At 58.7% G+C, this 10,820-nt stretch carries 13 protein-coding genes; 9 read left to right on the top strand and 4 right to left on the bottom strand.

All coding sequences use genetic code 11. The features are described from left to right. Nucleotides 1-42: 42 nt before the first annotated feature. Both FPT12_RS05535 and FPT12_RS05530 read right to left on the bottom strand, forming a co-directional pair. Nucleotides 43-315 carry a hypothetical protein gene (locus FPT12_RS05535; RefSeq protein ID WP_145015000.1) on the bottom strand — a complete coding sequence of 91 codons (273 nt, stop codon included), beginning with the start codon at nt 313-315 and terminating at the stop codon, nt 43-45. Between the two features lie 15 nt (nt 316-330). Next, complete coding sequence (locus tag FPT12_RS05530; RefSeq protein ID WP_145014999.1) at nt 331-990, bottom strand: DsbA family protein; 660 nt, start codon at nt 988-990, stop codon at nt 331-333. Here FPT12_RS05530 and FPT12_RS05525 point away from each other — a divergent pair. The 9 genes from FPT12_RS05525 (at nt 989) to FPT12_RS05485 (ending at nt 8,758) form a co-directional block, all read left to right on the top strand. Continuing rightward, entirely contained in the window at nt 989-1,216 is a 228-nt protein-coding gene (locus FPT12_RS05525) for a hypothetical protein (RefSeq protein WP_145014998.1), read from the top strand. The genes FPT12_RS05530 and FPT12_RS05525 overlap by 2 nt on opposite strands. 195 nt (nt 1,217-1,411) lie before the next feature. Then, entirely contained in the window at nt 1,412-1,603 is a 192-nt protein-coding gene (locus FPT12_RS05520; RefSeq protein WP_145014997.1) for a DUF1508 domain-containing protein, read from the top strand. A gap of 243 nt (nt 1,604-1,846) precedes the next feature. After that, on the top strand, nt 1,847-2,815 hold the full coding sequence (locus FPT12_RS05515; protein ID WP_145014996.1) for a glycosyltransferase family 2 protein: 969 nt from the start codon (nt 1,847-1,849) through the stop codon (nt 2,813-2,815). A 2-nt stretch (nt 2,816-2,817) separates the two neighbouring features. After that, nucleotides 2,818-3,528 carry a bifunctional 2-polyprenyl-6-hydroxyphenol methylase/3-demethylubiquinol 3-O-methyltransferase UbiG gene (locus FPT12_RS05510; protein ID WP_145014995.1) on the top strand — a complete coding sequence of 237 codons (711 nt, stop codon included), beginning with the start codon at nt 2,818-2,820 and terminating at the stop codon, nt 3,526-3,528. Beyond that, nucleotides 3,525-3,911, top strand: a complete 387-nt coding sequence (locus FPT12_RS05505) for a GtrA family protein (protein ID WP_145014994.1) — start codon at nt 3,525-3,527, stop codon at nt 3,909-3,911. The genes FPT12_RS05510 and FPT12_RS05505 overlap by 4 nt, the downstream gene beginning before the upstream one ends. Continuing rightward, entirely contained in the window at nt 3,908-6,004 is a 2,097-nt protein-coding gene (locus tag FPT12_RS05500) for a DUF6311 domain-containing protein (RefSeq protein ID WP_145014993.1), read from the top strand. Before FPT12_RS05505 ends, FPT12_RS05500 begins: the two co-directional genes overlap by 4 nt. A 100-nt stretch (nt 6,005-6,104) precedes the next feature. Further along, complete coding sequence (locus tag FPT12_RS05495) at nt 6,105-7,049, top strand: LysR substrate-binding domain-containing protein (protein ID WP_145014992.1); 945 nt, start codon at nt 6,105-6,107, stop codon at nt 7,047-7,049. 78 nt (nt 7,050-7,127) lie between these two features. Beyond that, nucleotides 7,128-8,318 carry a low temperature requirement protein A gene (locus FPT12_RS05490; protein WP_145014991.1) on the top strand — a complete coding sequence of 397 codons (1,191 nt, stop codon included), beginning with the start codon at nt 7,128-7,130 and terminating at the stop codon, nt 8,316-8,318. A 77-nt stretch (nt 8,319-8,395) separates the two neighbouring features. Further along, nucleotides 8,396-8,758, top strand: a complete 363-nt coding sequence (locus tag FPT12_RS05485; RefSeq protein WP_145014990.1) for a 5-carboxymethyl-2-hydroxymuconate Delta-isomerase — start codon at nt 8,396-8,398, stop codon at nt 8,756-8,758. Nucleotides 8,759-8,776: 18 nt separating this feature from the next. Here FPT12_RS05485 and FPT12_RS05480 read toward each other — a convergent pair whose 3' ends face one another. Continuing rightward, on the bottom strand, nt 8,777-9,712 hold the full coding sequence (locus tag FPT12_RS05480) for a LysR family transcriptional regulator (protein WP_145014989.1): 936 nt from the start codon (nt 9,710-9,712) through the stop codon (nt 8,777-8,779). 196 nt (nt 9,713-9,908) lie between these two features. Continuing rightward, nucleotides 9,909-10,820, bottom strand: a complete 912-nt coding sequence (locus FPT12_RS05475; protein WP_145014988.1) for a DMT family transporter — start codon at nt 10,818-10,820, stop codon at nt 9,909-9,911.

Genomic DNA, 10,820 nt, shown 5'->3' with positions numbered 1-10,820 from the left:
CATACATGCACCTCTGCAACATGTTATGCCCGAACACAAAATTTATGACAGTCCCGCGAGACGCGCTTCCAGTTCATCCATGGCGTTGAAGAACACCATAAACGCCTCGCAGTAACTCGCCTGATCGATCTTTTGCCGCGCTTGCTTGAGGCCCTTGGCCAGGCTTTCTTCACCCATTCCCAAGCCTTCGGCATAGATGTAGTTGACCTGGGTCAGGCCAATGAAACCGAGGATCTTCGACAGCCACAGGGCCAGGGTGTCCGGGCCATCGCTGTAGATGCCGCCGCTGCCAGCGCCGTGCCGCCGCTGAGCCAATAAGTCATTTTCATCTCAGTTGTCCTCGACGATCGGCAGGTTGTCGGCAATGGCTTGCTGGATCTGTTTGAAGTTGCCGCGCAGCATGTCCAGCGACAGCGCCCCCGGAATCACCCACCGTCCCTCGACCACCAGGCTCGGCACCGAGCTGATGTTCAGGGCGCGGCCTCGGGCGAGGTCGTTCTCCAGATCGCTCAGCGCGTGCCGTTCCAGGTACTCGGCGAAGTAATCCGCGCTGAAGCCTTGCTCCTCGGCCACTTCGAGGATGGTCTGCAGGCTGCCGATATTGCGGCTCTCTACCAGATGGGCGTGTTGCAAGCAGTCAAACATCAGCTCGTGGGCCTTGGGACCGGCCAGGGACTGGGCGGTCTGACAGGCCTTGGCGGCCAGCAGGCCCGAGGGGTATTCAAACGCCTGTTGGCGCATGCCTTCGATATTGATTCGCTTGACCTCTTCGGCTTTGGCGCACTGTTCCCAGTGCTGGAGGATCACTTCCTTGGCCTTGGGCATCGAACCGAAACGCTGGATCATCTGTGCGTTGTTCGATTGCAGGACGAAGCTGCGGTGCTGGATATCCAGATCGAACTCTTCGCTCAAAGCTTTCAAACGCGGGCCCAGTACAAAGCACCAGCCACACACAACATCATGAAAATATTCAACTTTTAGAGACGGCATGGGGTATTTCCTGAAATCGATGAGATGGCAGGACTATCCCTTGGCGGGTGATGAACAAAAAAGCGACTTTTTTGAGGTATATCCACCCATGGTGCTCATCATCGGGCGGATAGCTTTTGCAGCAGACAGGTATGGGGGCGGTGCAAAGACGGAACGATCCTGTTTGTTCCGTGCTTTTTTTGAGCAGGTCGGGATGAATGCGACCTGGGCGCTGTATGAAAAATAAGTACGATTTCCTGAAAAGTGACGCTGTTCAGTCAACCTTTTTACTGGCCTCAATGTCTGTTGGCTTTCGTTGGGGTGGAGGGTTTTTTGGGTAATGTCTGCTTACTTTTGATCGCCGTTAAATCTTGAATCGCTCGTCTACTCTGCGTGCACAGACCAGGAGTCTGTCGTTATCAGCACTCGCAAGGAGCGAACCATGTACTTTGAGATTTACAGGCAGTCGCGAGGCACCCCGCTTACCGGGAAGGGCCAATGGCGCTGGCGTTTAAGGGCGGCCAATCACGAGACGGTTGCCAGCGGCGAGTCGTACGTCAACAAGGCGGATTGCCTGCACGTGATCGACTTGATCAAAAGCGTCCACAACGACACGTCGGTGAAGGAAATCTAGGCCGTACCTGCTGGTGTGTTGAAACGGAGCTGCTCAGACACATCGGGCAGCTTCGCGGCCCCGGCGTCTGGTGAATCAGGTCATCCACCTGGTGGTGAAAGGGGGTAAATGAATGGCCAGAATCGCCGCAATTTCGCCCTTGCGTCACCTCTTACGCTCCTGCTTAATGTCACGCAGCTCATGGCGCTGGAGATTAGTCGGCGATCTCGGATAGCAGAAAAATCACTATAAAAAGAGCAATCAGTGACTCATCAGCATGGAACGCATTGGGGCGAGCATGTGGCGCTATCGCTCGTCATTCCGGTCTTTAATGAAGCAGCCACCATCGATTTGTTCATGGCGCGGATCAATGACGTCTTCAAGGATGAGGCGCTGCTCGGTCTGGAGATGGTGTTCGTCAATGACGGCAGTACCGACACCACGCTGGAGCTGCTTCTGGAGCGTCAGAAGACTGACCCCCGGGTGCGAATTGTCGATCTGAGTCGCAATTTCGGCAAGGAAGCGGCATTGACCGCGGGCTTGCAGACTGCCACTGGCCAGGTGGTAGTGCCCATTGATGTCGATCTCCAGGACCCGCCCGAAGTCGTCCTCCAGATGATCGCCCGCTGGCGTGAAGGCTATGAAGTGGTGCTGGGCCATCGCGTGAGCCGTCACAACGACTCTTGGGCCAAGCAAACCTCCGCCAACTGGTTTTATCACCTGCACAACAAAATCTCTGATCAGCCGCTGCCGAAAAATGTCGGTGATTTTCGGCTTATGGACCGCTGCGTGATCGATGCCTTGCAGACCTTGCCGGAGTCCCGACGTTTCATGAAGGGCTTGTTCGCCTGGGTCGGGTTTCGGACTACCCACGTCGATTACGAACGTCCGGAGCGGGTGGCGGGGGAAAGCAAATTCAATGGTTGGCGCTTGTGGAATTTCGCGCTGGAAGGCATCACCAGTTTCAGCACCGACCCACTCAAGGTCTGGACCTATCTGGGGCTGCTGGTGTCCGTGGTGTCTTTTTCGTTCGCTACTTTCATTGTGGTGCGGACGTTGCTGACGGGAATCGATGTCCCGGGCTACGCTTCGCTGATGGTTGCCGTAACCTTTCTGGGGGGGCTGCAATTGATTGGCATCGGGGTGCTGGGTGAGTACCTGGGCAGAACGTACATTGAATCAAAACGCCGCCCGGTTTTCCTGGTGCGTCGTGTCCATAACGCAAAGGACTGAGCATGGATCTCAAGGAAACCGACATCCTCGGTTCAAGCATCGACCAGCATTGGTATTACTGTTCAAAAACGGCGGCGACGACGCGTCTGCTGGGCGATACCCCAGTCAAAAAAATTCTCGACGTAGGCGCCGGGTCCGGATTTTTTTCCCATCATCTGCTGACCCATACGACAGCCACCGAGGCCTGGTGCGTGGACATCAGCTACGAAGCAGACCTGGACGCCACCACCGCCGGTAAACCGGTGCACTACCGCCGCTCGATCGACTCGGTTGATGCTGATCTGGTGCTGCTGATGGATGTGCTGGAACATGTCGATGACGATGTCGGGTTACTCAAGGCCTACGTCGATAAAGTCCCGTCCGGCAGTCGCTTTCTGATGACGGTGCCCGCGTTTCAGTTTCTCTGGAGCGGGCACGATGAGTTTCTTGAACACAAACGCCGCTACACCCTGGCGCAACTGGAAACGGTGGCCAGGGACGCCGGTTTGACAGTGAAGCAGGGGGCTTACTACTTCGGTCTGGTGTTCCCGATTGCGGCGACGCTGCGGCTGTTGCCCAAAGGCGCGCAACCTTCGCCGCCGAGCTCGCAGCTCAAGCAGCATCATCCTCTGGTCAATACGCTGCTCAAAACCTTGTGCAGCATCGAGCTGCCGTTCATGGGCGCGAACCGCCTGGCCGGTCTGACGGTGTTCGTGCTGGCGCAGAAACCGTGACCTCAGTCGAAAAAACAGCCTTGATCAAGCGTGGCCTGCGTTTTGCCGTGACCGGGTTGTTCGTCACGGCCCTGCATGCGGTGGTGGCCGTGCTGTTCATCAACTACGTGCTGGCGCTGCCACCCGTGGCCAACGGCGTGGCATTTGCAGTGGCGACCGTGGTTTCTTACGTGATCAACACGACCTGGAGTTTTTCCAGCCGATTGCATGGCCGGACGCTGGTGCGCTTCATGATGGTTTCGGGGGGCGGTTTACTACTGGCGATGCTGGTGGCCTGGGCCGCGCAAATGGCCGGGCTTCATTATTTGCTGGGGATAGGGGCCGTGGCGCTGACCATTCCGGCCTTTACGTTTGTATTGCATAACTTCTGGACGTATCGATGAAGGCTTCAGGCAAGCATTGGGCGGTCGCATTGCCGCCCCTGTTACTGGGCGTGGTGGCGTTTTTCATGGTGATCGGGCCGCGGGCGCTGGACCCGCAAAACATTGCCTGGCTGGAAAGCGGCGATCCGGCGACTCATTACTTGGGGTGGGTGTTTTTTCGGCACTCAGCGTGGACGTTTCCGCTCGGTCTTAACCCGTCCTACGGCTTGGAACTAGGCAACGCGGTCATCTTCTCTGACTCTAATCCGCTGCTGGCGTTATTGTTCAAACCCTTCAGCTCGTGGCTGCCCGGGACGTTTCAATACTTCGGTATCTGGCTGTTGGCGTGTTTTGTTCTGCAAGCCTGGTTTGCCTGGAAGTTACTCGGGCTGGCGACGCCGAGTGTCGTACTCAGGCTGCTGGGCACCGGTCTGTTTCTGTTTTCGCCGCCGATGTTCTTGCGCATGGGGGGACATTTGTCCCTCTCTGGCCATTTTCTGATTCTCGCCGCCCTCTACCTGGCGCTGCATCCCGGTGTGCAGAAGCGTCGACTGGCCTGGGGCTCGCTGTTGGCCGCGACGGCGCTGGTGCACGCTTACTTGCTGGCGATGGTTGCCTCGATTTGGGTAGCCGATCTTGCGGGCAGAACCCGTAAAGGCCAGATGACGCGGCGCACAGCACTTATCGAGCTGCTCGTGCTGTTTTTGCTGGTGACTCTGTGCTGCTGGCAGGCGGGTTATTTCAGTATCGCTGACGGCATGGCTTCCGGTGGCTTTGGCTTTTACCGCATGAACCTGTTGTCAGTGATTGATTCCAGCGGCTGGTCTTCGATACTGCCAGACCTGCCAGAGGCCGGTGGGGATTACGAAGGTTTCAACTATCTCGGATCGGGGACGTTGTTACTGGCGATCTGCGCCGCCGTCGTGCTGCTGCGACGTACAACTGACTTTGGCAGTGCGGTACGCCGCCTGCCGATTCTGTTGTTGGCGCTGATGTGTCTGACGCTGTTTGCGCTCTCGAACGAAATCGGTGTCGGCCTGCTCAACTTCCACTACCCGTTGCCGGGGATAATCGTCAAATTGGCGAATATCTTCCGAGCGTCGGGACGGATGTTCTGGCCGGTTTTCTACGTCATTGTGTTTGCGGTCATTTTCCTCGTGGTGCGTGGCAACCGGCCGCGCACGGCGATGTGTCTGCTGGCGTTGGCCTTGTTTGTTCAGGTGGTGGATACCCGCAGCGGTTGGGCGGGGCTGCGGCAGAGCAGGATGATGGCGCCGACCGCCGAGTGGCCGACAATGTTGCGTGATCCGTTCTGGGCCAGCGCCGCCTCCCACTACACGAACATTCGTACTTTGCAGCCGCAGAACCAGCCGCAAAGGTGGCAGCTTATCGCCAGCTACGCCGCGACCCATGGCCTGAAAACGGACACCGCTTATCTCGGCCGGATGAGTTCGACTGCGCTTGAGCAGGCTCAGCAAAAGGCCAGTCGGATGCTTGAGACAGGGCAGTACGACCCTGACTCGCTGTATATCCTTGATGACAACTCCATGCTCGACGCGGTGAAAAGCGTCCATAGCGAGACCGATCTGCTGGCGCGGGTTGACGGTCTGGTGGTGCTTGCGCCGGGCTGGAAGCAATGCTCTCAATGCCTTCCGGTCGTGGACGAAGGGCGTTCGATGCAGTCAGTGCCTTTGATCAAACTCGGGCAGCAACAATGGTTCAACTACAAGACCCCTCATCTGGCCCAAGGTTGGTCGCCCCCGGAAACCTGGGGTACTTGGTCCGAGGGAGAGGAGGCCGACATCCTGCTCCGGGTTCCGCCTCAGGCTCAATCCATCGTGATCGATGCGCTGGCCTTCGTACTACCGATGCATCTTGGCCAGAACGTGGTTTTTACCATCAACGGGGTACCAGCCTTTTCGACACGTCTGACCCGGATTCAGGACAATCGCATCGAAATCCCCCTGACTGCGGCCATCCACGAAGCCATCGCCCGGGACACACTGATGCGTATTCATGTGCAGTTACCCGACGCGATCAGCCCGAAACTATTGGGGCTTGGAGAAGATCCACGTGTGATGGGCCTGGGAGTGAAGTCGCTGACTGTACAGTAAGCCGTCGCAGCCTCTCGTTCACGTACAGCGCTCATGTCGATAGACGCCGTCCCCCTGGCCTTTCTAAACTGGTCCAAGTCTTGAGAGCCAGGAGCCGCTGATGAACCGCAATGAACTGCGTAAGGCCGACATCAATTTGATGGTGGTATTCGAGACGCTGATGCTCGAACGCAACGTGACGCGAGTGGCAGAGAAGCTGTTTCTCGGGCAACCGACCATCAGCTCGGCACTCAACCGTTTGCGGGCGATGTTCAACGATCCGCTGTTTATCCGGGTCGGCCACCGCATGGAGCCGACGGCGCGGGCCGAGGAACTGATTCAACACCTCTCGCCGGCGCTGGACGCGTTGTCCTCGGCGTTGAGCCTGACCCACCACTTCGATCCTGCCAGCAGCACCATGACCTTTCGCATCGGTTTGTCCGATGACGTCGAATTCGGTTTGCTGCCACCGCTGTTGCGCGCATTGCGCCAGGAAGCACCGCAAGTGGTGTTCGTGGTTCAGCATGTCGATTACTGGCGGATCCCGGACTTGCTCGCGTCCGGTGACATCACGGTCGGCATCAGCCAGACCCGCGGCCTGCCGGCCAATGCCAAGCGCAAACTGTTGCGGCACATTCAGCCCTGCATACTGCGCGCCGATGCCTGCGATACGCCGCTGACCCTAGACGAGTACTGTTCGCGGCCGCATGTGCTGGTTTCGCACACGGCCAATGTCAGTGGTTATGCCGATGAGTGGCTGGCCGAGATCGGTCGCAAGCGCCAGGTGGTGCTCTCGGTGCCGCAATACAGTGCCTTGCCGGCCCTGCTCGCGGGGACCGACCTGATTGCCAGCCTGCCGGACTACGCGGCAGCGGCGATGGCCGCCTCGGGTCAGTTGTTCATGGAACCGTTCCCGTTCAAGACGCCGACCCTGGACTTGTCCATGGTCTGGCTGAGTCACGTCGATACCGACCCCGCCGAACGCTGGCTGCGTGCGCGGCTCGAAGCCTTCATGAGCGAGCGCGGTGTGTCCGGGATACAGAGCGACAAGTTGCTCGGACGGTAACCGGCAGCGGTTTGCTTGCCCGGCATAGTGCTGTTTTGCTGACAGTGTTTTCCCGATGACTGACCGGAGATCCACCCCATGAGCAGTTCCCGTTCTCTGTTGCGTGGGCGCGGCAGTCAAGACAGTGGCAAGGTTGGCATGATCGAGCTGTTTTTCGATCTGGTGTTCGTGTTCGCCGTCACCCAGCTTTCCCACTCCCTGCTCGCGCACCTGACGCTAGGTGGCGCGGTGCAGGTTGCGTTGATGATGGTGGCGGTGTGGTGGGTGTGGATCTTCACTTCTTGGGTCACCAACTGGCTCGACCCCGAAAAGTTGCCGATCCGCCTCGGCCTGTTCGGTTTGATGGTTGCCGGCCTGTTGCTGTCGTCATCGATTCCCAAGGCCTTTACCGAGCGTGGAGTGATGTTCGCCGCAGCCTTTGTCTTCATGCAGGTCGGCCGCACGCTGTTCGCGATCTGGGCGGTGCGTGGCGAGCCGTTGAACATGACCCGCAACTTCCAGCGAATTCTGGCGTGGATGGTGCTGTCCGGGGTGTTCTGGATCAGCGGCGCGTTGCTTGAAGGCGATCAGCGCCTGGCCTGCTGGGCGCTGGCATTGCTGATCGAGCTGATCTCGCCGTCGCTGTACTTCTGGGTGCCGGGGCTCGGCCGTTCAACGCTGGCCGACTGGAACGTCGAGGGCAATCACATGGCCGAACGCTGTGGTCTGTTCGTGATCATTGCCTTGGGCGAGTCGTTGCTGGTGACCGGCGCAACGTTCGCCGATCTGGTGCTGAACTGGCAGGTGCTGACGGGGTTTCTGATTGCCGTGCTGGGCAGCGTGGCCATGTGGTGGGTGTACTTCGACAGCGGCGCCGAGCGCGCTCACCACCGGATCGCACATTCCAGCGACCCTGGGCGGCAGGCGCGGATTGCCTACACCTACCTGCATGTGTTGATCGTTGCCGGGATCATCGTCAGCGCGGTGGCCGATGAGCTGGTGCTGGTGCATCCGGAGCATGCGAGCGATGCCGGGATCATCGTGATCGTCGCCGGGCCCTGGCTGTTCTTGCTGGGGTGTGCATTGTTCAAGTGGGTCATGGCCGATCGGATTTTGCCGCCGCTGTCTCATCTGGTGGGCCTGGCGCTGCTGCTCGCGCTATTGCCAGGGGCGCTGAATCAGCTGTTTTCAGCGTTGGTCCTGGGAGGGCTGACGACCGCGGTGATGATTCTGGTAGCCGCGTGGGAAACGCGGGTACTGCGTGAATCGCTACCGGCGCAGGAGCATTGACGCGCCAGGCGTTGGGAGGGCGGGGGAGCTCTATGGTATATCTACGCCCCTTCGTTCAATCCTCAAGGAGCATCGCAATGCCTCACCTGCACATGGAATACACCGCCAACCTGCCGAACCTCAATGCCGATGTGGCGTTATTGCGCTTGAACAACGCATTGGTGGCGTCCGGGCAGTTCGAGGAGTTCGATATCAAGAGCCGTGCGGTGCAGGTCGGCGCATTCCGAGTCGGGACCGAGTTGGATGAGCGTGCTTTTGTGCATGTGAAACTGGCCTTGCTGAGCGGGCGCTCACCCGCGATCAAGAAGCAATTGTCCGAAAGCCTGTTGGCGGTGGTGCAGGATCTCTGCGAATGGCCTGCCAGTGTTGATGTGCAGCTATGCGTCGAGATTCTGGATATCGATCGCGATTCCTACGCCAAGACTGCCATCAGTCACTGATATTTTGCGCGCCGACCCTCAGATAAAACCCTGTTCTGTGCAGGCCTTGACCACTTGCTCGCGAAGCCAGGTGTTGGCGCTGTCCAGTTCGCGGGTTTGACTCCAATGCATCTCAAGGGTGAACCCAGGTACGCCGTTTGGCGCCTCGCAATGGCTGAAGACCGAGTCTTTGGCCAGCAGGTGCTGGATGCGCCGGGGCATGGTCAGAATGAAGTCAGTCCCGGTGATCAGCTTCAGTGCAGCGCTATAGCTGTTGGCGCGTGCAACGATCTGGCGTTTGTGCGCCTGTTGGGCGAGCCAGCCGTCGACCATGTTGGTGGTGGACGTCCATGGCGTGGGGAACACGTGACGGCGTTCGAGGTAGGCTTTGAGGCTGATGCGAGGCTCCAGCGGCGTCGCCCGTTTATCGAAAACGCACACCAGATCGTCCTCAAGTAACACCTGGGATCTGAAGTCAGTGTGGCTGCGATGAAAGTTCGGGCCGAAGCCGATCACCAGGTCGAGGCTGCCATCGCGCAGCTCTTCGGCGGGGATGTCGGTTTCGAGTTTGTGCACATTGACGATCACCGGCAGGTCGGCGAAGTCGAAGTTCTTCAATAGCCGCGGCAGGATCAACTGTTCGAAGTATTCCGGCGCACAGATATTGAAGGTCACGGCTTGCTGCGTCGGGTCGAATGCCTGAACCCCGGCATGGCACAGGTTGATGCTTTCGAGAATCTTCTGCACGTGTGCGTACATGGTGCCGGCCTTGTAGGTCGGACGCATACCGGTGCGGGTATTGATGAACAACTCGTCCTCGAAACTGGTGCGCAGTTTCTTCAGGCAGTAACTCACCGTGGACTGGCTGACAAACAGCGCTTCAGACACACCGGTGACGCTGCTTTGCTCATACACGGCGATGAACACCATGAGGTCCTGCATGTCGAGCTTTCTAAGCAAGTTACTGTTCAGCATCCGTACTGCCTCACTCCGCTCGTTGCGCAAGTTGTGCGCAAACGTGTGCGAGTGATGCTAACGGAACGATCGTCCTAGGAGAATGGCTCGTAGGATTATTCACGGACAAGTGTGGGACAGAAGTTGTAGCGAATGCGACGTCTGTCGCAATCCGGGCCGAAGGCGGGTGAGCACCTTCAGCCTTTAGCTGGCGTGTTTACGCAGTTACCGGAAGTGCGCGACGACTGGACATCACCAGCGCGAGCATCCCGATGCCCACCAGCAAGGCCCCCACGACTTCCAGCATCAGCGGTTGCTGCGCCAGCCAGAACCAATGGAACACGGTGATGAACAACGTGCTGAGGTAGACGTAGGAAATGACCGTGGACGGTGCAATCACCCCGATCGCCCGGTGCAGCAACCAGAAGGTTGCCAGGGTTGCGAACAGCGCCAGGTAGACCAGCCAGAACAGATCGTGGGCGGACAACAGGGCACCGGATCGCCAGCCGCCATTGGCCAGGCTGAACGCGAACAGGAACAGCGAGCCGAAGAGCATGTTCCAGAACGTCATCACCACAGGTCCGCGGCCCTTGAGGCTGTGCGCCTTGAAGCGCTGACTCAGCGGTGAATAGAGTGCCATCGCCAGGCAGCCAACCCCGAACACCGACACCGCGTAGAGCGAAGGAACTTCGCCGGGGCCTGTGCTCTTGAGGATCAGCAGCAGCGCACCGGCCGCCGCAATCAGCATCGGCAGCAAGCGGCTTTTCGAACGGTTGCCAGGTATCAGGAAGGCCTCGAAGCACAGCGTCATCAACGGCACCAGGGTAAACAGGGTGCCGGTGTTGACCGCCGAGGTGTAGCGCAGCGCTTCAAACAACGAGCCGAAATACATGGCCAGCAACAGCCCGAGCCAGGCGTGACTGACAAGGCCTTTGGCGGTGATCGCGGTACTGCGGTTGAGCAGCAGCATCGGCAGAAACGCCAATGCCGAAAACAGCAGCCGCAGGCCGGTCAGCAGGATCGGGTCGATGGATTGGCTGACCTCGGCGGCGGCAAAAAACGACGCGGCAACCAACACCGCCCAAAGCAACATGCCCGCGTTGGCGGAGGCGAAACTGGTGTGTTTCAT

Source organism: Pseudomonas sp. H3(2019) (assembly GCF_007713465.1).
GTDB lineage: Bacteria > Pseudomonadota > Gammaproteobacteria > Pseudomonadales > Pseudomonadaceae > Aquipseudomonas.
Note: the sequence above shows the minus strand (reverse complement) of the source record. Positions and strands in the feature narration are given on the sequence as shown.

What these genes read in the sequence shown, in the direction of transcription:
- FPT12_RS05525 (WP_145014998.1), top strand. Translation starts at nt 989, where the DNA reads ATGGGGTATTTCCTGAAATCGATGAGATGGCAGGACTATCCCTTGGCG.
- FPT12_RS05530 (WP_145014999.1), bottom strand. Translation starts at nt 990, where the DNA reads ATGCCGTCTCTAAAAGTTGAATATTTTCATGATGTTGTGTGTGGCTGG.
- FPT12_RS05520 (WP_145014997.1), top strand. Translation starts at nt 1,412, where the DNA reads ATGTACTTTGAGATTTACAGGCAGTCGCGAGGCACCCCGCTTACCGGG.
- FPT12_RS05510 (WP_145014995.1), top strand. Translation starts at nt 2,818, where the DNA reads ATGGATCTCAAGGAAACCGACATCCTCGGTTCAAGCATCGACCAGCAT.
- FPT12_RS05500 (WP_145014993.1), top strand. Translation starts at nt 3,908, where the DNA reads ATGAAGGCTTCAGGCAAGCATTGGGCGGTCGCATTGCCGCCCCTGTTA.
- FPT12_RS05495 (WP_145014992.1), top strand. Translation starts at nt 6,105, where the DNA reads ATGAACCGCAATGAACTGCGTAAGGCCGACATCAATTTGATGGTGGTA.
- FPT12_RS05490 (WP_145014991.1), top strand. Translation starts at nt 7,128, where the DNA reads ATGAGCAGTTCCCGTTCTCTGTTGCGTGGGCGCGGCAGTCAAGACAGT.
- FPT12_RS05485 (WP_145014990.1), top strand. Translation starts at nt 8,396, where the DNA reads ATGCCTCACCTGCACATGGAATACACCGCCAACCTGCCGAACCTCAAT.
- FPT12_RS05480 (WP_145014989.1), bottom strand. Translation starts at nt 9,712, where the DNA reads ATGCTGAACAGTAACTTGCTTAGAAAGCTCGACATGCAGGACCTCATG.
- FPT12_RS05475 (WP_145014988.1), bottom strand. Translation starts at nt 10,820, where the DNA reads ATGAAACACACCAGTTTCGCCTCCGCCAACGCGGGCATGTTGCTTTGG.